Origin of the sequence: Streptomyces zhaozhouensis (assembly GCF_900230195.1) — a bacterium.
Taxonomy (GTDB): Bacteria; Actinomycetota; Actinomycetes; order Streptomycetales; family Streptomycetaceae; genus Streptomyces; species Streptomyces zhaozhouensis.
This window is the reverse complement of record NZ_OCNE01000024.1, coordinates 23831-43003: the sequence shown is the minus strand read 5'-3', so window position 1 is coordinate 43003 and position 19173 is coordinate 23831. Positions and strand designations below refer to the sequence as shown.

The window sequence follows — 19173 nt, the reverse complement described above, 5'->3', positions numbered from 1 at the left end:
GACCTAGGCCAACTCGGCGGGCAGCGGTGTGGCGTGCACCACGGTCAGCCCGGAGACGGCCCTGGTCAGCGCCACGTACAGCCGCCGCAGGCCGGTGCGGGGGTCGGGTTCGCCGTCGACGACGGCGGCCGGCTCGTCGAGCACCACGTAGTCGTACTCCAGACCCTTGGCGAGCGACGCCGGCACCAGCGTCAGCCGCGTCGCCGCGTCCGTCTCCTGCCCCGGCTCCACGTGCGTCATCCCGGCGGCGGCGAGCGCCTCGCGCAGCGCGGGGACGCGCGCGTCGGCGGCGATCAGGCCGGTCGAGCCCTCGTGGGTGAGCGCGGCGCGGCAGGCGTCCAGGGTGGCGGCGTCCAGCCGCTCCGCGTCGACCGGCTGGACGGCGAACGCGCCCGGCGCCTCCCGGATCGAGGTGGCCTCGCTCAGCTGCGGCGCGATGGCCGGCAGCAGCCGCGAGGCGTAGGCGATGACCTCGCGCGGCACCCGGAAGCCCTGGGTCAGCTCCTCGACGTGCGCGCCCGGCTTCCCCAGATGGCCCAGCGCCTCCGCCCAACTGCCGGTCGCCCACGGGGTGGTGCCCTGCGCGATGTCGCCGAGCACCGTGGCGGAACCGGTGCTGCACCGGCGGCCGACCGCCCGGTACTGCATCGGGGAGAGGTCCTGCGCCTCGTCCAGCACCACGTGGCCGAGCGAACCGGTGCGGCTCACCAAGTCGTGCGCCTCGTCGATCAGCACCGCGTCGGCCCGGGACCAGCGGGCGGAGCGCACGCTGCGCGGCGGCTTGGCCCACAGGATCTCCGCCTGCTCCTCCGCGGTGAGCACGCCCTCGGCCTGCTCGGCGAGGAACGCGGGGTCGGAGAGCAGCCGCGCGACCAGCTTCGCCGGGTTGACCGGCGGCCAGATCGCCTTGACGGCGGCCTTGACCGCCGGGTTGCGGGCCACCGCGTTCTGCACCCGGTCGTCCGGGGCCTCGCCCGCCTGTTCCATCCGCACCAGCACGGCGTGCGCGACGCGTTGCGGCAGCGCCTCGCCCGCCGCCGCGTAGCGGATGTCCCGGCTGAGCAACTCCTCGACGATCTCGACCAGTTCGTGCACGGGCACGCGCCACCGTCGGGAGCCGCGCACCACCACGACCGGCTCCGTCGGCAGGGTCACGCCCGCCCGGACGGCCCGGCGCAGCACCTCCGCCATCCGCGCGTCGCCCTTCAGGGCGGCGGCCGTGGCGCCGTCCTCGGCGCTGACCTCGACATGGGCGACCAGCTCGTCCACGGTGGCCTGCTTGACCTCCAGCTCGCCCAGGGTGGGCAGCACCTGCTCGATGTAGCGCAGGAACGAACGGTTGGGGCCGATCACCAGGGTGCCGCTGCGCGCCAGCCGTTCCCGGTGCGCGTAGAGCAGGTACGCGACGCGGTGCAGGCCGACGGCGGTCTTCCCGGTGCCGGGGCCGCCCTGCACGCAGACCGTCTCGCTGAGCGCGCCACGGACGATCTCGTCCTGCTCGGGCTGGATGGTGGCGACGATGTCGCGCATCGGGCCGACACGCGGCTTCTCGATCTCCCGCTGGAGGAGCGCGCTGACGGTCTCCTCCTCGTCGGGGTCGCTCAGGTGCTCGTCCTCGTAGGCGGTCAGCGCGCCGCCGTCGTAGCCGAAGCGGCGGCGCAGCTCGACGTTCTTCGGGTCCTTCCTCGACGCCTGGTAGAAGGGCTGCGAGACGGGCGCGCGCCAGTCGATGACCATCGGGTCGCCCTGCGCGTCGTGCACGTGACGGCGGCCGATGTAGAAGCGGAAGCCGTGCTCGTCCTCCGCGTCCTGGCCGGTGGCGACGGCGCGGTGGTAGTCGAGGCGGCCGAAGAAGAGCGGGGTGTCGGCGAGGTCCGCGAGTGCCTTGATCCGCTGCTCGATCTCGCTGGCCAGGACCTCGGCGTTGACCCAGTTCGCCGTGACGTCCCGGATGTCGAGCGACTCGGTGTGCTCCCGCATGGCGCGCAGCGCGGCGCGGGAGTCGGCGAGATGGGCCCGTTCCGTCTCCAGCGGGTCCTGGACAGGGGTGGGCGAGGGGCGGGTGGACACGGCGGAGCCTCCGGGGTCGCGCTGGGCGGGTGGTGGGTGCCGTCCGGTTGCCGTCCGGGCGGCCCCTGCCCCGGGCGCGGGCGCGCGGCGCGTGACGCGCCGGCCCGCTGGCTCGGGAGGAGGGAGGGCACGGGAGCCTAGGCGGCGGCCTCGGCGGCGCGCAAGTCGTTTTCGTCGCCGTCCCGGGCCGCGCGCCTCGGGGTCGAACCCTGAGGGACCCTGAGGGTTCACCGGGAACGGCGGCCGGGTCAGCTGGGGGGAGCGGTCGCCCCCGAGGCCGATGCCGGCGACCGCCCCGGCGGGCGAGGCTTGGTCACATGAACGAGACGACGAACGAACGGATCGGCAGCGCCCCCACGACCGGCGGGGCGACGACGGGCGGCCTCCTCGCGCGCACGCTCCAGGCGGTGCGGGTCTTCGGCGCCGCGGCCTTCGACGTGGTGATCATGGGCCGCGACGGCCTGCCCAACGAGGCCGGGGTCCGCCGCCCGGCGTGACGCCCGCCGGCCGGTGCTACACCGGCTGGTCGTCGGACGGCAGGTCGGCGGCGTCCACGATCCGGTAGGCGTACCCCTGCTCGGCGAGGAACCGCTGGCGGTGGGCCGCGAACTCCTGGTCGATGGTGTCCCTCGCGACCACCGAGTAGAAGCGGGCCTCGTGCCCGTCGGCCTTGGGGCGCAGCACCCGGCCGAGCCGCTGGGCCTCCTCCTGGCGGGAGCCGAAGGTGCCGGAGACCTGGATGGCGACGGTGGCCTCCGGCAGGTCGACCGAGAAGTTGGCCACCTTCGAGACCACCAGCACCCGCACCTCGCCGGTGCGAAACGCCTGGAACAGCTCCTCGCGCTTGGCGTTGCTGGTCTCGCCCTTGATGACCGGGGCGTTCAGCTCCTCGCCCAGCTCGTCGAGCTGGTCGATGTACTGGCCGATCACCAGCGTCTGCTCGGTGGAGTGCTCCCGCACCAGCGCCCGGGTGACGCGCCGCTTGGCGTCGGTGGTGGCGCAGAACCGGTAACGCTCCTCCGGCTCGGCCATGGCGTACGCGATCCGCTCCGACTCGCTGAGGTCCACCCGGACCTCGACGCAGTCGGCCGGCGCGATGTAGCCCTGCGCCTCGATCTCGCGCCAGGGCGCGTCGAAGCGCTTGGGGCCGATCAGCGAGAAGACGTCCGACTCGCGGCCGTCCTCGCGCACCAGCGTCGCGGTCAGCCCGAGGCGCCGACGGGCCTGGAGGTCGGCGGTGAACTTGAAGACCGGCGCGGGCAGCAGGTGCACCTCGTCGTAGACGATCAGCCCCCAGTCGCGCGAGTCGAACAGCTCCAGATGCGGGTAGACGCCCTTCCGCCGGGTGGTCAGGACCTGGTAGGTCGCGATGGTCACCGGGCGGATCTCCTTGCGGGTGCCGCTGTACTCGCCGATCTCCTCCTCGGTGAGCGAGGTGCGGCGCACCAGCTCGGCCTTCCACTGGCGGGCGGAGACGGTGTTGGTGACCAGGATCAGTGTCGTGGACTTGGCGGTGGCCATGGCACCCGCGCCGACCAGCGTCTTGCCGGCGCCGCAGGGCAGCACCACCACGCCGGAACCGCCGTGCCAGAAGCCGTCGACGGCCTGCTGCTGGTAGGGGCGCAGCGACCAGCCGTCCTCCACCAGCTCGATCGGGTGCGCCTCGCCGTCCACGTACCCGGCCAGGTCCTCGGCCGGCCAGCCGAGCCGCAGCAGCTGCTGCTTGATCTGGCCGCGCTCGGACGGGTGGACCACCACCGTGTCCTCGTCGACCCGCGCGCCGACCAGCGGCTGGACGCGCTTGGAACGCAGCACCTCGGTGAGGACCGGGCGGTCGGTGGTGGTCAGTACCAGTCCGTGGGCGGGGTGCTTGACCAGTGAGAGCCGGCCGTAGCGCGCCATCGTCTCGGCGATGTCGACCAGCAGCGCCTGCGGCACCGGGTAGCGCGAGTACCGCATCAGGGCGTCGACGACCTGCTCCGCGTCGTGCCCGGCGGCCCGCGCGTTCCACAGGCCGAGGGGGGTGACCCGGTAGGTGTGGATGTGCTCGGGGGCGCGCTCCAGCTCGGCGAACGGCGCGATGGCGCGACGGCAGGCCTCGGCCTGCTCGTGGTCCACCTCCAGCAGCAGCGTCTTGTCGCTCTGCACGATCAAGCAGGACACCCGTTACCTCCGACCAGCCAACCGAGGACGTCAGCTGTCCAGTGAAACACCTGTCGGCGACGGGCGGGAACGGGAAGCCGCCCACCGGCGGGGAAGGGCCCGGGGAAGGGCCCCGGGAACCGCGCGAGCGACCAGACACCGGGGCACGGCCGACAGCGCACCCGCGCCGCGCACGCGCGTCACCCCCGCGGCATCGCGTCCGCCAGACGCGTCAGAAAGGCCGCCAGCCCCGCCGGGCCGTCGACCGTCAGGTCGGTCGCCTCGGCGAGGGCCGTCACCTCCGCGCTGCCGCTGCACACCCGCAGCCCGGGGACCCCGCCGGCCGCCAGCTCCGCCACCGCGGCGAACGCGGGAAGGTCGCCGAGGTCGTCGCCCCCGTAGAGCACCGACGTCGCGCCGACCTCGGCGACCAGCGCGGTCAGCGCCGCGCCCTTGTCCATGCCGTCGGGACGCAGCTCCAGCACCAGCCGTCCCGGCTCCACCCGCAGCTCGTGCCGCTCGGCCAGCCGCGTCAGCGGCTCACGCAGCGCCTCGAACGCGCCGGTCGGGTCGGCGGCCCGCCGCGTATGGACGGCCAGCGCGTTGCCCTTGTCCTCGACGAACGCCCCGCTCGGGCCGACCAGCTCGGGCAGCTCGGCGCGCGCGGCGGCGACGCCGGGGTGCGGCGGCGGCGTGCGCAGCCGCCCCGTCGCCGCGTCCCAGCGCTCCGCGCCGTACGCGCCCAGCACGACGAGGCCGCTCAGCTCGGGATGGTCGGCGAACCCGCCGAGACGGACGGCGACTTCGGCCGGACGGCCGGTGACGACCGCGACGAGGGCGACCCGGCCGGCGAGCCTGGCCAGCGCGGGCACCGCGTCCGGGTGGGCCCTGGCGCGCTCGGGGTCGTCGACGATGGGGGCGACGGTGCCGTCGAAGTCGAGGGCGATCAACGCCCCCGACGGCCGGTCCAACAGCGCGGCGAGGCCGGCGCGTCCGGCTCGCGTGGTGGGTTCGGGGAGGCGAGAGGGGAGGCTGCCCATGACGGGGAGCCTACCGACGGGCTCGCCTGGCGTCACGACGGCGTCGCAGTCGGTTGACCGTGACGGGGTCGTGCGCGAGCGCGGCCGGGTCGTCCAACAGGGCGTTCAACAGCTGGTAGTAGCGGGTCGGCGAGATCCCGAGCCGCTCGCGTATCGCCCGCTCCTTGGCGCCGGGGCCCGGCCAGGAGCGCCGCTCCAGGGCGAGCACGGCCCGGTCGCGCTCCCCCAGGCCGGCGGAGGCCGGCTCGGCCGGCGGTGACTGGCCCGCCGGTTCCGGGACTTCCGTCGATTCCCCACTCACCTGGGCATGTTAACCAGGGCCACCGACAATGGCCCCAAAGCCCCGTCCACGACAGGAGACCCCATGACGGTCGCCGGCAGCCTGACCTCGTCCGAGATCGCGGCCCAACCCGCCGCCTGGCGGCGCGCGATAGCGGAGGCGCGCGCCGCCCGCGAGGGCGCGCTCGCGGACGCGCTGCCACGCCCCGGGGAGCGCGTCGCGGTGACCGGCTGCGGCACCTCGTGGTTCGTCGCGCTCGCCTACGCGGCGCTGCGGGAGGCGGCGGGTGAGGGCGAGACGGACGCGTTCGCGGCCTCCGAGTTCCCCGTGCACCGGGCGTACGACCGGGTGGTGGCCATCTCGCGCTCCGGCACCACGACGGAGGTGGCCGACCTGCTGGTCGCGCTGCGCGCCCGCCACCCCCGGACGCCGCTGCTGGCGCTGACCGCCGACGGCGAGACGCCGGTGGGGCGCGCCGCCGACCGGGCGGCGGTGCTGGACTGGGCGGACGAACGCTCCGTGGTGCAGACGGTGTTCGCGACGACCGCGTTGACGTTTCTGCGGGCCGGGCTGACCACGGTGGGCGAGGGGCCCGCCGCGGCCTCGGTCGCGGACGCGGAGGCGGCGCTGGCGAGCCCGCTGCCGGACGCGGCGCTGGCCGCGGGGCAGTGGACGTTCCTCGGCGCCGGCTGGGCCTACGGCCTCGCGCAGGAGGCGGCGCTCAAGATGCGGGAGGCGGCCGGGGGTTGGACGGAGGCGTACCCGTCGATGGAGTACCGGCACGGGCCGATCGCCATCGCGGGCGCCGGGCGCGTGGTGTGGTTGTTCACGCCGGCGCCCGAGGGCGTGGCGGAGCGGGTGCGGTCCGCGGGCGCCACGCTGTGGGGCCCCGCGCCGGGGGATCCGTTGGCCTCGCTGGTGGTCGCGCAGCGGCTCGCGGTGGCCGTCGCGGGGGCACGGGGGCTGGATCCGGATCGGCCGCGCGGGCTCACTCGTTCGGTGATCTTGCGGTAGTGGACTAGACCTCTTGGTGGTTTCGGGGCGAGACTGGCGCGTGTGAGTCTCCAGGAGCACCAAGCGAACTACGTGATCGCCCTCGATGTCGGGGGCACCACGATCAAGGCCGCGTTGACCGGTCCCGACAACGAACCGTTTCTGCGCGTGCGTCGGGACACCGCGACCGAGGGGCCCCGGGCGGTGGTCGCCGGCATCCTGGACCTGGTCGCCGAGTTGGCCGCCGAGGGCCTGGCCCGCCGGGGCGGGCCGCCGGCCGGGGTCGGGCTCGCCGTGCCCGGCGTCGTCGACGAGGCCGCCGGCGTCGCCGTCTACAGCGCCAACCTGGGCTGGCGCGACGTGCCGCTCGCCGCGCTGCTGAGCGAGCGGCTGGCCGCCCAGGGGGCGGGCGGCGTCCCGGTGGCGCTCGGGCACGACGTGCGGACCGGGGGGCTGGCCGAGGGGCGGCTGGGCGCGGGGGCCGGCGTCGGCCGGTTCTTCTTCGTGGCGCTCGGCACCGGGATCGCCGGGGCCATCGGCGTCGGCGACCGGATGGAGCCGGGGGCGCACGGGGGCGCGGGCGAGATCGGGCACGTGGTCGTGCGCCCCGGCGGCCCGCGCTGCGGCTGCGGGCAGTACGGCTGTCTGGAGACGGTGGCCTCCGCCTCGGCCGTCGGCCGGGCCTGGGCCGAGTCCTCGGGCGCGGCCGGCGCCAGCGCCGCCGACGCGGCCCGCGCCGTGCGGACCGGCGACGCCCGCGCCAACGGGGTGTGGCGGGACGCCGTGGACGCGCTCGCCGACGGCCTGCTGGTCGTGGTCAACCTGCTCGACCCCGAGGTGGTGATCGTCGGCGGCGGGCTCGCCGAGGCCGGCGAGACGCTGCTCGACCCGCTGCGCTCGGCGCTGGCCGCGAAGGCCACCTTCCAACGGCTTCCCGCGGTGGTCCCCGCCGCGCTCGGGGAGTCCGCCGGCTGCCTCGGCGCCGGCCTGCTCGCCTGGGACCACAGCCAACTCCCCCCGATTCCGGAGGTTTCCCCGTGACCGCGACCCCCCACGCAGCCCGACCCGCCTCGGAGCCGGCCGCGTTCGCCGTCCCCACCGGCCGCGCGGCGCGCACCCGGCTCACCGGCGCCCGGGTGGTGACGCCCGGCGGCGTGGTGGACGGCGGCGCGGTCGCGGTCGAGAACGGGCTGATCGTGGACGGCGCCTCGCGCGACCCCGAGTCGACCGCCGTGGTCGACCTCGGGGGGCGCTGGCTGGTGCCGGGCTTCGTCGACCTCCATGTGCACGGCGGCGGCGGTGCCTCGTTCTCCGCGGGGAGCGCCGAGGAGGCGCTGCGAGTGGTCGCGACCCACCGGGCGCACGGCACCACCACGATGGTGGCCTCCACGGTGACCGGCGCGCTGGACGACCTGGCGGCGCAGGCCGGGGTGCTCAGCGAGCTGGTGGAGCAGGGCGAGCTGGCGGGGCTGCACTTCGAGGGCCCGTTCATCGCGGAGAACCGCTGCGGCGCCCACGACCCGACGCTGCTGCGCGACCCCGACCCGGCGGACGTCCGCAAGCTGGTCGACGCGGCCAGGGGCACCGCCCGGATGGTGACCCTCGCGCCCGAGCGGCCCGGCGGCCTCGCCTCGGTGCGGCTGCTGGCCGACCTGGGGGTGCGGGCCGCCGTCGGGCACACGGACGCCAGCTACGAGGTGACCCGGCGCGCGATCGACGCGGGTGCCAGCGTCGCCACGCACCTCTTCAACGCCATGCCGCCGCTGGCGCACCGCGTGCCGGGGCCGATCGCCGCGCTGCTGGAGGACGAGCGGGTGGCCGTCGAGCTGATCAACGACGGGACGCATCTGCATCCCTCCGTGCTGTCGCTGGCGTTCCGCTCGGCCGGCGCGGACCGGGTCGCGTTGATCACCGACGCGATGGGCGCGGCCGGCATGGGCGACGGCAGCTATCCGTTGGGGCCGCTGCGCGTCGAGGTGGTCGACGGGGTGGCGCGGATCGCCGACGAGCGGACGCCGCCCGGCACCGGCGCGATCGCCGGCTCCACGCTGACGCTGGACCGCGCGCTGCGCCGGTCGGTGACGCTCGACGGGCTGTCGGTGGTGGACGCGGTGCGGGCGCTGTCGACGACGCCGGCGCGGCTGTTGGGCGTCGACGACCGGGTGGGGTCGATCGAGGTCGGCAAGCACGCCGACCTGGTGGTGCTGGACGACGCCTTCCGGGTGGAGGGCGTGCTGCGCCGCGGCGAGTGGCTGGTGCGCCCGTGACCTCCGCCACGCTGGGGCCGCTGCTCGCGGAGGCGCGCGCGGACGGGCGCGCGCTGGGCGCGTTCAACGTGATCACCCTGGAGCACGCCCAGGCGGTCGCCGCCGGTGCCGCGCGCGCCGGCGTGCCGGCGGTGCTCCAGCTGTCGCAGAACGCGGTGGCGCACCACGGCGGCGAACTGGCGCCGCTGGCCGCCGCGTTGACCGCGCTGGCGCACGCGGCGCCGGTGCCGCTGGCGCTGCACCTGGACCATCTCGACGACGGCCCGCTGGGGCGGCGGCTGCTGCGGGAGGCGCCCGAGGCCGGCTTCGGCTCGGTGATGTTCGACGGTTCGGCGCTGCCGGCGGAGGAGAACGTGGCGGCCACCGCCGCCGCCGTCGCCTTCGGGCGGGAGCACGGGCTGGCGGTGGAGGCCGAGCTGGGCCGGATCGGCGGCAAGCCGGGGGACGCGCACACCCCGGGAGTGCGCACCGATCCCGGGGAGGCGGCGGAGTTCGTCGCGGCGACGGGGGTGGCCGCGCTGGCGGTCGCGGTGGGCAGCAGCCACGCCATGACCGTCCGGGAGGCCGCCCTCGACCAGCCGCTGATCGCCGAGCTGCGAGCGGCGGTCGGGGTTCCGCTGGTGCTGCACGGCTCGTCCGGCGTCCCGGACGAGGAGTTGCGGGCGGCGGTGCGGTCCGGGATGACGAAGATCAACGTCGGCACCGCGCTGAACGTGGCACTGACCGGAGCGGTGCGCCAACGGCTCGTCGACGAACCGGGTCTGGTCGACCCGCGACGCTATCTGGCCGACGGGCGAACGGCGATGACCGAGACGGTGGCGCGGCTGCTCGCGGTGCTGCACGGCGCCGCGCCGGCCGTCCCGTCGGCGCGCGCCCTGCCGGCGGACGGGATCAGCCCGCGTCCTCGCTGAGGTAGATCTGGTCGATCGCCACGTCGCAGGAGTCCGGGCAGGTCAGCTGGATCGTGTTCTCGCCCTCGGTGACCTCGACCAGGTTGTAGGTGCTGACCCAGCTGTCTTCCCAGTCGTCGCTGTTCTCGTTCCAGTCCTTGAGCTTGACCGGGTCCTCGCGGGGCGTGCCATTGACCGAGAAGGCCATGGTCTGATCGTCGCTGACCACCGAGTAGCCGACATAGAGCCGGTAGGCGCCCGGATCGCCCTGGAAGTCGAACGTCCAGGTGATCGAGGAGCCCTGGCGGTCCATGAGTGCGATGTAGGAGCCGGATTCGGACCTGGCGCCCTCGAAGTTCGCCTCCAGCGCGGCGTTGCCGCCCAGCGGCAGCTGGGTCACGTCCGCGACCGGCAGGCCGTCGGGCTCCGGCTCCTCCGGGGGCTCCTCCTCCTCGCCGGTGTCGCCCTCGCCGTCGTCCGGGCCGCCGGTCGGCTCCTGGGTCTCCCCGCCGCCGGCCTCGTCGTCGTCGCCCCCGCTGCTGAAGAAGATGGCGGCGCCCACGCCGACGACCACGGCCAGCACGACGGCGATAGCGCCGATCAGCAGGCCGTTGCGGCGGTTGTCCTGCTGTCCCCTGCGCCGGTCGGACGGCGGACCGCCGTAGCCGTCACCGCCGCCCGGCTGGGTCTCGGGGGCCGCGTACCTGGCGTCCGGGGAGTGCTGCTGCCGGTAGCCCTGCTGCCCGCCGAACGTGCGCTCCCCCACCGGGCGCACCTGGTTGTACGAGGGCTGCCGAGGCGTCGACGGCGGCGGAGCCTGGCCGGCCTCCGGGCGATAGAGGTACCCGAAGGGGTCGTCGCCCCCGTCGGGCGTGCCCTGGCCGCTGTTCCCCGCGCTCATCGACTGCCGCTCCTTCGTTGCGGTACCACATGTCCCACCCCATGTGTCTGGGCGCGAGCCTACCCCGTTCGGGGGACCCCCCGAGCCAACCCGCCTTGCCTGCGCCACACCGGCCCCACGGGGTGCGCCCGACCGCGAACGCCGACCCCCACAAGGGGCGCGGGGAACGGCGCGAGCGACCCCACACCGAGCCGAGGACGACCACCCGCCTTGCCGGCACCGGACCATGGTCGAGCCGCTGCCGGACCGGAGGTCACCCCGCCCGGCGGCGCCCCTGCGCGCGGGACCGCTTCTCGACGTACATCCGCTGGTCGGCCGACTCCAGGATCTCCTCCGTCGTCATCCCGCACGCCGCCCAGCCGATGCCGAAGCTGCCGCCCACCCGCACCGAGCGCCCCTCCACCCGGATCGCCGGCACGATCGCGTTGCGCAGCCGCACCGCCAGGTCGGCGGCGTCGCGCGGGCCGAGCCCCTCCGCGAGGACCACGAACTCGTCGCCGCCGAGCCGCGCCACCGTGTCGTTGTCCCGCACGCCCTGCTCCAGCCGGCGCGCGACCTCGACCAGCACCGCGTCGCCGCACACGTGCCCGAACCTGTCGTTGATCGCCTTGAAGCCGTCCAGGTCGCAGAAGAGCACCGCCAGCCCCTTGCCGTCGCCCCCGGGGGCGTCCGGCTGGAGCACGTGCTCGTGGTGGTCGAACGCGTGCGGCCGGTGGACGCCGGTCCCGAACGCGTCGAACGCCGCGGCGCCCAGCGCCTCCTGCGTGGGCGCCGGGTAGGGGCGGCGGGACTCCGGCGGGTTGGCGCAGATCCGGGAGCCGAGGCGGGCGCGCAGCTCCGCGCTGTTGGGCAGGCCGGTGAGCGCGTCGTGGCTGGCGCGGTGCGCGAGCGCCAGCTCGTGGCGCTTGCGTTCCTCGATGTCCTCGACGTGGGTCAGCTGCACCTGCGGCCCGGCCGCCGGGTCGGCGACCACCGAGTTCCGCAGGCTGACCCAGAGGTAGCTGCCGTCCTTGCGGGCCAGTCGCAGCTCGGCCCGGCCGCCGTCGTTGGCGGTGCGCAGCAGCGTGCCCATGTCCTCGGGGTGGACCAGGTCGGCGAAGCTGTAGCGGCGCAGCACGGCGACGGTGCGGCCGAGCAGCCGGCAGAGCGCGTCGTTGACCCGCAGCAGCCGCCCGTCGCTGTCGCCGCCGACCTCGGCGATGGCCATCCCGCTGGGCGCGTACTCGAACGCCTGCCGGAAGCTCTCCTCGCTGGCGCGCAGCGCCTCCTGCTCGCGTTCCAGGCGGACGAGCGCGCGCTGCATGTTGCCGCGCAGCCTGGCGTTGCTGATGGCGATGGCGGCCTGCGAGGCGTAGAGCTGGAGGGCCTCGCAGCCCCAGGGGCCGGGGCGGCGGCCGTTGCGCGGCTTGTCGACCTCCAGGACGGCCAGCAGCTCGCCGTCCGAGGCGTACATCGGCGCGAAGAGCCGGTCCATCGGGTGCCACTCGTCGGGGAAACGGGGCGCCGGGCCGGTGGTGTGCCACTGGGGGACGTCGTCGTGGTCGAGGACCCAGCCCTCGGTGTAGGGGATGAAACGCAGCTCTCCCCAGCGCTCCCCCATGGCCAGCCGGCGCTCCCAGGAGGCGCGGGAGCCGGTGCGGCCGGCGATGGCGGCCTCGGCCTTGTCGACCTCCACCTGGTCGGCGCCGGCGACGGCGGCCACGAGCAGGTCACCGTCGGGTCTGACGACGTTGACCGAGGCCAGCTCGAAGCCGAGCGCGTTCACGCTGCCGTCGGCGACGGTCTGGAGGGTGTCCGCCATGCTGCGGGCCGTGTTGAGCTGGGCGACGACCTGGTGCAACTCCCGCAGCGAAGCGAGGCGCACATAGGGCTCCGTCTCCGTTTCCATCACTCCCCCGGGTGAATGCACGTGCAGATATAGAGGCCACTGAATCACAGGGAGCTGTTCACTAGGTACACAGGGTCAGCGATTAGTAGCCTACTGTGGCCCATGTCACAGTGCGGACAGGGTCGATCGCGGGTTGTAGGACGAGTCGGGACAAAGCCCTGGTTCCGTGGCCCGATGCGTTTCCCTCTCGCGGGCGGCTAGCGTGCCGTTGTGTCCCAACCAGCGAGACCAGCTCACGCAGCCCCCTCGGCCCCGGCCGCCGGCTCTCCCGGCTCGGCCGAATCCGTTCCCCCGGCACGCCCCGAGGGGGTGGGCGAGGAGGAGTTCCGAAGCGCGATGGCCCGGCTGGCGGGCGCCGTGGTGCTGGTCACGGCGCACGACGAGGACGACGGCCCGAGGGGCGCGCCGGCCGGGATGACGGCCACGGCGTTTCTCTCCGTCTCCCTGGACCCGCCGCTGGTGCTGGTCAGCGTCCGCGGCGGCTCGCGGATGGACGAGATCCTGGAGCAGCGCGACCGGTGGGCCGCCTCCCTGCTCGGCGCCGAACAGCGCCCGCTGGCCGGCCGGTTCGCGATGCGCGGGCGCCTCAGCGACCGGCTGCTCTTCCGCGAGGTGCCGCACACGCTCGGCGAGTTGTCCGGGGCGCCGCTCGTCGAGGGCGCGCTCGCGGCGCTGGAGTGCGAGACGGAGAGCCGGGTCGAGGCGGGTGACCACACGCTGGTCATCGGACGGGTGCTGCGCACCGCCCTCGCCCCCGAGGCGGGCGGGCCGCTGCTGTACTACCGGGGGGACTACCGGCGGCTGGGCTGAGCGGGACGAGCGGTAGCGCTCAGTCCCAACCCGCGCGACCCGAGCGCCCCTTCTTCACCTCGGAACGGTGACGCTTCTCCCGCAGCCGCCGCTCCACCAGCGAGCGCGGCTTCTTCTTCGGGCGGCGCGGCCTGGCCGGCGGCGCGGTGGCCTCGGCCAGCAGGTCGGCCAGCCGCCGGGCCGCCGCCTCCCGGTTGCGCCACTGCGAACGGTGCTCGCTGGCGCGGACCACCAGCACCCCGCCCTCGGTCAGCCGGCCGGAGAGCCGCTCCAGGGCGCGCTCCTTCCACACCCCGGGCAGGGCCGTGGTGGCGGCCAGGTCGAAGCGCAACTCGGCCTGGGTGTCGGAGGTGTTGACGTGCTGGCCGCCCGGCCCCGAGGAACGCGAGAACCGCCAGCGCAGCTCCGACTCGGGCACGTGGACCGCGCCGCGGATGGGATAGGAACCGGACATGTGTGCCATGGTCCCGCCTCCGCCGCCGACGCGCACCACGGTTTCCCGCCCCGGGGCGGGAAACCCGCACTTTTCCCTGAGTTTTCCGCGCCCCCGCCGTGGAACCTGGCCTCGGCTGACATCGTTGAGGTCAGTGAGAGTAACGTCTTCGCAAAGAAGACCAGAACGATCCGGACTAAGGGGATTTCTCCATGGGTGTGAGCCTGTCCAAGGGCGGCAACGTCTCGCTGAGCAAGGAGGCTCCAGGACTGACCGCGGTCACCGTCGGCCTGGGCTGGGACGTCCGCACCACCACCGGTACCGACTTCGACCTGGACGCCAGCGCCCTCGCGGTGGACAGCTCCGGCAAGATCGTCTCGGACCAGCACTTCATCTTCTACAACAACCTCGCCACCCCCGACGGCACCATCCAGCACACCGGTGACAACCTCACCGGTGAGGGCGAGGGCGACGACGAGCAGATCAAGGTCGGCCTGGCGGGCCTGCCGCCGGAGGTCGACAAGATCGTCTTCCCGGTCTCGATCCACGACGCCGACAACCGCGGCCAGAACTTCGGCCAGGTGCGGAACGCGTTCATCCGGGTGATCAACCAGGCCGACGACAACGAGCTGGCTCGTTACGACCTGACCGAGGACGCCTCCACCGAGACCGCCATGGTCTTCGGTGAGCTGTACCGCAGCGGCGCCGACTGGAAGTTCCGCGCCGTCGGCCAGGGCTACGCCTCCGGCCTGGCCGGCATCGCCCAGGACTTCGGCGTCAACATCTGAGGTATCCCCGAGGCTGATGCCTGAGGCGGCCCCCGGACGGTTCGACCCGTCCGGGGGCCGCCGTCGTTCTGGCGGGAACCTCACTCAGGGTCGCGATTCCAACTGCCGCCCCGGGCACGCGGCATGAACGCCACCGACGCCTTGTGCCCGCACGGCATGGGGACTTGCCTTCCCCCACGCCGTACTGAAGGGTATGGCCCCATGCAGATCGTCATCACCTCACGGAAGGCGGCGACGCTCGACACCTGGCGACGGGCACGCGTCGACGCCCCCGGGGTGATCATCCACCTGGGACCGCGTTCGCCGGTCCCGGTGGACGCGATGGTGGTGTCCGGGGTCCACGCCTTCCCCCGGCTGGGCGGGCGCCCGCGTTGGGACCGCGCGCAGATCATCGAGAACACGCACGAGGACGACTGGCCCAAGTACCTGGTGGTGCCGCCGACCCGCCCGATGGTGCTCGGCGAGGACCGGGTGGCCCGCATCCACCCCGACTACCGCCGGATCAGCCCGGCCGGCTACGCCGCCTCCCGCGCGCTGGCGGAGATCGTCCGCTGGAACGCCAGCCAGGACGACACGATCTCGGCCGCGGAGGTGAACCTCCCGCTGCTGGGCTTCGACAATCCCGCCGACGCCGCGAGCGCCCGCGCCTTCCACGAGGCGCTGGGCGAACTCCTCACGACGGCCCCCTGACGGGAGAGCCCCTCCCGGGGGCGGGGACGACACCCCGCCCAAGCCACGCACGTGAGTAGCCGACTGCGGCCCGCCACCCAGCATTCGCGCGGTTCCCCGCGTCCCCAAGCCGCCCACCGGCTGAACAGGGGCGCGGGGCACCGCGCGGACAACCGGACACCGGGGCGGGGACGACAGCCCGCCCCATCCGGCCGGGGACCGTCGTCGCGGCGAGGCGACCTACGACTCCGCGTCCACCAGCCGCAGCTCCGGGTGGGCCGTGCCGCCGTCGATCGCGGTGGAGGACAGGTGGGAGACCACCCGGTCGTCCACCGGGTCCCGGGCCGGGTCCTCGTGCACCACCAGGTGCTCGTACGTCGTCGCCCGCTGCGCCGGCACCCGGCCCGCGTCGCGGATCAGCCGGATCAGCTCCATCCGGTTCGAGCGGTGCCTCGCGCCCGCCGAGGAGACCACGTTCTCCTCCAGCATCACCGAGCCGAGGTCGTCCGCCCCGTAGTGCAGCGAGAGTTGGCCGACCTCCTTGCCGGTGGTCAGCCAGGAGCCCTGGATGTGCGCCACGTTGTCCAGGAAGAGCCGCGCCACCGCGATCAGCCGCAGGTACTCGAAGAGCGTCGCCTGGGTCTGGCCGCGCAGATGGTTGTTCTCCGGCTGGTAGGTGTAGGGGATGAACGCCCGGAAGCCGCCCGTGCGGTCCTGCACGTCCCGCACCATCCGCAGGTGCTCGATCCGCTCGGCGTTGGTCTCGCCCGTGCCCATCAGCATCGTGCAGGTCGACTCGACGCCCAGCCGGTGGGCGGTCTCCATGATCGACAGCCACTCCTCGCCCGACTCCTTCAGCGGGGCGATGGCGTTGCGCGGCCGGGCGGGCAGCAGCTCGGCGCCGGCGCCGGCGAACGAGTCGAGCCCGGCGGCGTGGATGCGGCGAATGGCCTCCTCGACGCCCACGCCGGAGATCCGGGCCATGTGCGCCACCTCGGAGGCGCCGAGCGAGTGGATCACCAGCTCGGGGAACGCCTCCTTGATCGCGGAGAAGTGGCGTTCGTAGTACTCCACTCCGTAGTCCGGGTGGTGCCCGCCCTGGAACATGATCTGGGTGCCGCCCAGTTCCACCGTCTCGGCGCAGCGCCGCAGGATGTCGTCGAGGTCCCGCGTCCAGACCCTGTCGCTCTTGGGCGGGGCGTAGAACGCGCAGAACTTGCAGGCGGTGACGCAGGCGTTGGTGTAGTTGATGTTCCGCTCGATGATGTACGTCGCGATGTGCTCCACGCCCGCGTAGCGCCGGCGGCGCACAGCGTCCGCCGCGCGCCCCAAGGCGTGCAGCGGCGCGGAACGGTAGAGGTCCAGCGCCTCCTCGGGGGTGATCCGCCCGCCCTCGGCGGCCCGGTCCAGCACGCTGGTGAACTCGGCGGCGCCCATCACGTTCCCTTCGACGGTTCCGGTGGCCTCCAACCGCTTCAGCCTACGTCAGCGGCCTGCGACGGGCCCCGAAGCCCCTGTGCGGGGACCGGGTCATGACTCCCGGGTGAGCGTGCCCTCGTTCTCGTTGCCCTCGGCGTAGCCGTGGAACTCCATCAGCTCCTCACCGCCGGGCCGCAGCACGAAGACATAGGGGTCGGGCACGCAGGTGGAGGCCAACGTGGAACGGTGCGGGTCCAGTTCGGCCTCCAGGGTCAGCTCGTCCTCGGCGACCTCGGTGAGGGTCAGCCGGTCCACGCAGCTGTTCAGGCCGATCGCGTCGCTCGAGGTGGCGGTGCCGACCTCCTCGCCGACCCGTCCTTCGGAGACCTCGACCAGGATGGTGCCCAGCGGCAGACCGCCCGCGCGGACGTCGCCCTCCCAGACGCCGAGGTAGCGCTCGGGGACGGCCCGGTCGTCGGCCCGCTCCTCGTCGTCGCCCAGCAGCCACAGCGCGCCACCGCCCGCCAGGGCCAGCGCCGCGACCGCCGCGACCGCCACGCCGGCCATGAGGCGCCGGCGGCGGGGCCGCGCCGGGGGCGCCGCCGAGGGGGGAGGCGAGGGCGAAGGCGAGGACGGCGGGGCACCGTGCGTCTCCGCGTCCTGGGTGGGCTGCTGCGGCGCGGTCGGGGCGGCCATCGCCAGCCTCGGGTCGGGCGCGCGGGCGGGGGCGCGCTCGCCGCCCGCGTCGCGGTCCTCGCCCGCGTCCAGGTCGAGCAGCCGCACCGCGCGCCGGCTGACCTCCTCCACCAGCGGCTGCGGCAGCCAGCCGGGGCCGAGCAGGGTCGCGGCCGGTGCCCGCCCCGCCAGGTCGGCGGCGACCTCGGCCGGCGCGGGCCGGTCCGCCGGCCGCTTCGCCAGGCAGGCGGCGACCAGCGGGCGCAGCTCGTCCGGCACACCGTCGAGCACGGGCGGCTCGTGGACCACCCGGTACAGCAGCTGCGCCACCCCGGTACCGGGGAACGGCGGGTGCCCGCCGGCGGCGAACGCCAGCACCGCGCCGAACGAGAACACGTCGGTCGGCGGCCCGAGGTCGTCGCCCGTCGCCTGCTCCGGCGACATGTAGCCGGGCGAGCCGACCGAGACGCCGGTGGTGGTCAGCCGCGTGGTGGCGCCGGCGTCGGTCGCCCTGGCGATACCGAAGTCGATCAGCCGCGGCCCGTCCAGCGCCAGCAGCACGTTGGACGGCTTCACGTCGCGGTGGACCAGGCCGCGCCCGTGCACCGCCGCGAGCCCCTCGGCCAGCCCGGCGCCCAGCGCGCGCACCGTGCGCGGCGGGAGGGCGCCGTGCGCGGCCACCGCGTGCTCCAGGTCGGGCCCGGCGACATAGCCGGTGGCGACCCAGGGCACCTCGGCCTCCGGGTCGGCGTCCAGCACGGGCGCGGTCCAGTCGCCGCCGACCAGCCGGGCGGCCGCGACCTCGCGGGCGAACCGCGTCCGGAAGCGCCCCTGGTCGGCGATGTGCGGGTGCACCAGCTTGACCGCGACGGTGCGCCCGCCGGCGCTGCGCCCCAGATAGACCCGGCCCATCCCGCCGCGCCCCAGCCGGCCCAGCAGCCGGTAGGAGCCGACCGACCGGGGGTCGTCGGCGGTCAGCGGGTCCATCAGCGCGGCTCCGGCGCCGGCAGCAGCTCCACGTCGAGGTCGCGGTCTCTTCCGACGCGCCGGCCGAACTCGGCCATCCCGGCCAACTGCCGTTCGCCCAGCCGGAAGTCCAGGGTGGTGAAGTAGCGTTCCAGCACCTCGGCGTCGAAGTCCTCCCAGCGCGCGGCCTGCTCGGCGACCTTGGCCACCTCGGTCAGGGAGAGGTCGCGGGAGGCCAGGAAGGCGCGGTGCACCTCGCGGACCGTCTCCGGATGGTCGGCCAGATAGCCGCGCCGCACGCACCAGACGGCGAAGACGAACGGCAGGCCGGTCCAGGCGTGCCACATCTCGCCCAGGTCGTGCACCTCGAGACCGAGCCGGGGCGCGTCGTGCAGCGAGGCGCGCAGCGCGGCGTCGCCGATCAGCACGCCGGCGTCGGCCTCCCGCATCATCAGCCCGAGGTCGGGCGGGCAGGTGTAGTAGTCGGGCGTGACGCCGTACGCCTCCGACAGCAGCAGCCTGGCCAGCCGCACCGAGGTGCGCGAGGTGGAGCCGAGCGCGACCCGGGCGCCGTCCAGCCGGTCGAGCGGCACCTGGGAGACGATCACGCAGGACATCACGGGCCCGTCGCAGCCGACGGCGATGTCGGCGAGCGGCACCAGCTCGTCCGAGTGGCGGAAGAAGTCCATGAGGGAGACGGGCCCCATGTCCAGCTCCCCGGCCACCAGCCGCTCACCCAAGCGCTCCGGGGTGTCCTTCGCCAGCTCCAGGTCCAGCAGGCTTCCCGTCCGGGCGAGTCCCCAGTAGAGGGGGAGGCAGTTGAGGAACTGGATGTGTCCGACACAGGGGCGACTTGGGTGGTGTGTAGTCACCTTAGGGAGGGTACGCCTGAGGTCGTGCGAGCCAACGTTCAGGGACAGGTCCACCTCACGGGTGATCTCT

At 74.5% G+C, this 19173-nt stretch carries 18 protein-coding genes; 8 read left to right on the top strand and 10 right to left on the bottom strand.

Features of this window, described 5'->3' with window-relative positions; genetic code table 11:
* Nucleotides 1-3: 3 nt before the first annotated feature.
* Entirely contained in the window at nt 4-2070 is a 2067-nt protein-coding gene (locus CRP51_RS25030) for a HelD family protein (protein WP_097233608.1), read from the bottom strand.
* A gap of 317 nt (nt 2071-2387) precedes the next feature.
* Here CRP51_RS25030 and CRP51_RS25025 point away from each other — a divergent pair, with 317 nt between their 5' ends.
* Nucleotides 2388-2567, top strand: coding sequence for a hypothetical protein (locus CRP51_RS25025; protein ID WP_097233607.1), 180 nt, complete (start codon nt 2388-2390; stop codon nt 2565-2567).
* A gap of 16 nt (nt 2568-2583) precedes the next feature.
* Here the strand turns inward: CRP51_RS25025 and CRP51_RS25020 are convergent, their stop codons facing one another.
* The 3 genes from CRP51_RS25020 to CRP51_RS25010 all read right to left on the bottom strand — a co-directional run bounded on the left by CRP51_RS25020 (nt 2584) and on the right by CRP51_RS25010 (nt 5481).
* Nucleotides 2584-4233 (bottom strand): DNA repair helicase XPB, encoded by a 1650-nt coding sequence (locus tag CRP51_RS25020; protein WP_097233606.1) that lies wholly within the window; start codon nt 4231-4233, stop codon nt 2584-2586.
* A 179-nt stretch (nt 4234-4412) separates the two neighbouring features.
* Nucleotides 4413-5252: a trehalose-phosphatase gene (otsB, locus tag CRP51_RS25015; protein ID WP_097233605.1), complete on the bottom strand. Its 840-nt coding sequence runs from the start codon at nt 5250-5252 to the stop codon at nt 4413-4415.
* 10 nt (nt 5253-5262) lie between these two features.
* Entirely contained in the window at nt 5263-5481 is a 219-nt protein-coding gene (locus tag CRP51_RS25010) for a DUF3263 domain-containing protein (protein ID WP_097233645.1), read from the bottom strand.
* Between the two features lie 135 nt (nt 5482-5616).
* On the opposite strand from CRP51_RS25010, the gene CRP51_RS25005 reads away from it, so the two are divergent.
* Genes CRP51_RS25005 through CRP51_RS24990 form a run of 4 tightly spaced genes read left to right on the top strand, consistent with a single transcriptional unit; the run spans nt 5617 to nt 9703 of the window.
* A complete protein-coding gene (locus CRP51_RS25005) occupies nt 5617-6546 on the top strand; it encodes an SIS domain-containing protein (protein ID WP_097233604.1) in 930 nt (309 codons plus the stop codon).
* A 42-nt stretch (nt 6547-6588) separates the two neighbouring features.
* A complete protein-coding gene (locus CRP51_RS25000; RefSeq protein ID WP_245880794.1) occupies nt 6589-7566 on the top strand; it encodes an ROK family protein in 978 nt (325 codons plus the stop codon).
* A complete protein-coding gene (gene nagA / locus CRP51_RS24995; RefSeq protein WP_212615986.1) occupies nt 7563-8792 on the top strand; it encodes an N-acetylglucosamine-6-phosphate deacetylase in 1230 nt (409 codons plus the stop codon). The genes CRP51_RS25000 and nagA overlap by 4 nt, the downstream gene beginning before the upstream one ends.
* Nucleotides 8789-9703 (top strand): class II fructose-bisphosphate aldolase, encoded by a 915-nt coding sequence (locus tag CRP51_RS24990; RefSeq protein ID WP_097233602.1) that lies wholly within the window; start codon nt 8789-8791, stop codon nt 9701-9703. Before nagA ends, CRP51_RS24990 begins: the two co-directional genes overlap by 4 nt.
* On the opposite strand, the gene CRP51_RS24985 is transcribed toward CRP51_RS24990, so the two are convergent.
* Nucleotides 9684-10583, bottom strand: coding sequence for a carbohydrate-binding protein (locus CRP51_RS24985; RefSeq protein ID WP_097233601.1), 900 nt, complete (start codon nt 10581-10583; stop codon nt 9684-9686). The two genes, CRP51_RS24990 and CRP51_RS24985, sit on opposite strands and share 20 nt — an antisense overlap.
* A 253-nt stretch (nt 10584-10836) precedes the next feature.
* Entirely contained in the window at nt 10837-12471 is a 1635-nt protein-coding gene (cdgB, locus tag CRP51_RS24980) for a diguanylate cyclase CdgB (RefSeq protein WP_097233600.1), read from the bottom strand.
* 309 nt (nt 12472-12780) lie between these two features.
* On the opposite strand from cdgB, the gene CRP51_RS24975 reads away from it, so the two are divergent.
* Entirely contained in the window at nt 12781-13281 is a 501-nt protein-coding gene (locus tag CRP51_RS24975) for a flavin reductase family protein (protein WP_245880798.1), read from the top strand.
* Between the two features lie 19 nt (nt 13282-13300).
* Here the strand turns inward: CRP51_RS24975 and arfB are convergent, their stop codons facing one another.
* Nucleotides 13301-13735, bottom strand: coding sequence for an alternative ribosome rescue aminoacyl-tRNA hydrolase ArfB (gene arfB / locus CRP51_RS24970; protein ID WP_097233598.1), 435 nt, complete (start codon nt 13733-13735; stop codon nt 13301-13303).
* 191 nt (nt 13736-13926) lie between these two features.
* On the opposite strand from arfB, the gene CRP51_RS24965 reads away from it, so the two are divergent.
* Nucleotides 13927-14502 carry a TerD family protein gene (locus CRP51_RS24965; protein WP_097233597.1) on the top strand — a complete coding sequence of 192 codons (576 nt, stop codon included), beginning with the start codon at nt 13927-13929 and terminating at the stop codon, nt 14500-14502.
* 201 nt (nt 14503-14703) lie between these two features.
* Entirely contained in the window at nt 14704-15192 is a 489-nt protein-coding gene (locus CRP51_RS24960) for a hypothetical protein (protein ID WP_097233596.1), read from the top strand.
* Between the two features lie 219 nt (nt 15193-15411).
* On the opposite strand, the gene mqnC is transcribed toward CRP51_RS24960, so the two are convergent.
* The 3 genes from mqnC to CRP51_RS24945 all read right to left on the bottom strand — a co-directional run bounded on the left by mqnC (nt 15412) and on the right by CRP51_RS24945 (nt 19103).
* The gene (mqnC, locus tag CRP51_RS24955; protein ID WP_097233595.1) at nt 15412-16608 is read right to left on the bottom strand and encodes a cyclic dehypoxanthinyl futalosine synthase; all 1197 of its coding nucleotides are present in this window, start codon (nt 16606-16608) and stop codon (nt 15412-15414) included.
* Nucleotides 16609-16701: 93 nt separating this feature from the next.
* Nucleotides 16702-18252 carry a serine/threonine-protein kinase gene (locus CRP51_RS24950; RefSeq protein WP_097233594.1) on the bottom strand — a complete coding sequence of 517 codons (1551 nt, stop codon included), beginning with the start codon at nt 18250-18252 and terminating at the stop codon, nt 16702-16704.
* Nucleotides 18252-19103, bottom strand: a complete 852-nt coding sequence (locus CRP51_RS24945) for a menaquinone biosynthetic enzyme MqnA/MqnD family protein (RefSeq protein ID WP_170970667.1) — start codon at nt 19101-19103, stop codon at nt 18252-18254. The genes CRP51_RS24950 and CRP51_RS24945 overlap by 1 nt, the downstream gene beginning before the upstream one ends.
* Between the last annotated feature and the right edge of the window lie 70 nt (nt 19104-19173).

Excerpts from the sequence above, each read along its gene's own strand:
- arfB (WP_097233598.1), bottom strand. The coding sequence starts at position 13,735 with ATGTCCGGTTCCTATCCCATCCGCGGCGCGGTCCACGTGCCCGAGTCG.
- CRP51_RS24985 (WP_097233601.1), bottom strand. The coding sequence starts at position 10,583 with ATGAGCGCGGGGAACAGCGGCCAGGGCACGCCCGACGGGGGCGACGAC.
- CRP51_RS25025 (WP_097233607.1), top strand. The coding sequence starts at position 2,388 with ATGAACGAGACGACGAACGAACGGATCGGCAGCGCCCCCACGACCGGC.
- mqnC (WP_097233595.1), bottom strand. The coding sequence starts at position 16,608 with ATGGGCGCCGCCGAGTTCACCAGCGTGCTGGACCGGGCCGCCGAGGGC.
- CRP51_RS25005 (WP_097233604.1), top strand. The coding sequence starts at position 5,617 with ATGACGGTCGCCGGCAGCCTGACCTCGTCCGAGATCGCGGCCCAACCC.
- CRP51_RS24960 (WP_097233596.1), top strand. The coding sequence starts at position 14,704 with ATGCAGATCGTCATCACCTCACGGAAGGCGGCGACGCTCGACACCTGG.
- otsB (WP_097233605.1), bottom strand. The coding sequence starts at position 5,252 with ATGGGCAGCCTCCCCTCTCGCCTCCCCGAACCCACCACGCGAGCCGGA.
- CRP51_RS24950 (WP_097233594.1), bottom strand. The coding sequence starts at position 18,252 with ATGGACCCGCTGACCGCCGACGACCCCCGGTCGGTCGGCTCCTACCGG.
- cdgB (WP_097233600.1), bottom strand. The coding sequence starts at position 12,471 with ATGGAAACGGAGACGGAGCCCTATGTGCGCCTCGCTTCGCTGCGGGAG.
- CRP51_RS24965 (WP_097233597.1), top strand. The coding sequence starts at position 13,927 with ATGGGTGTGAGCCTGTCCAAGGGCGGCAACGTCTCGCTGAGCAAGGAG.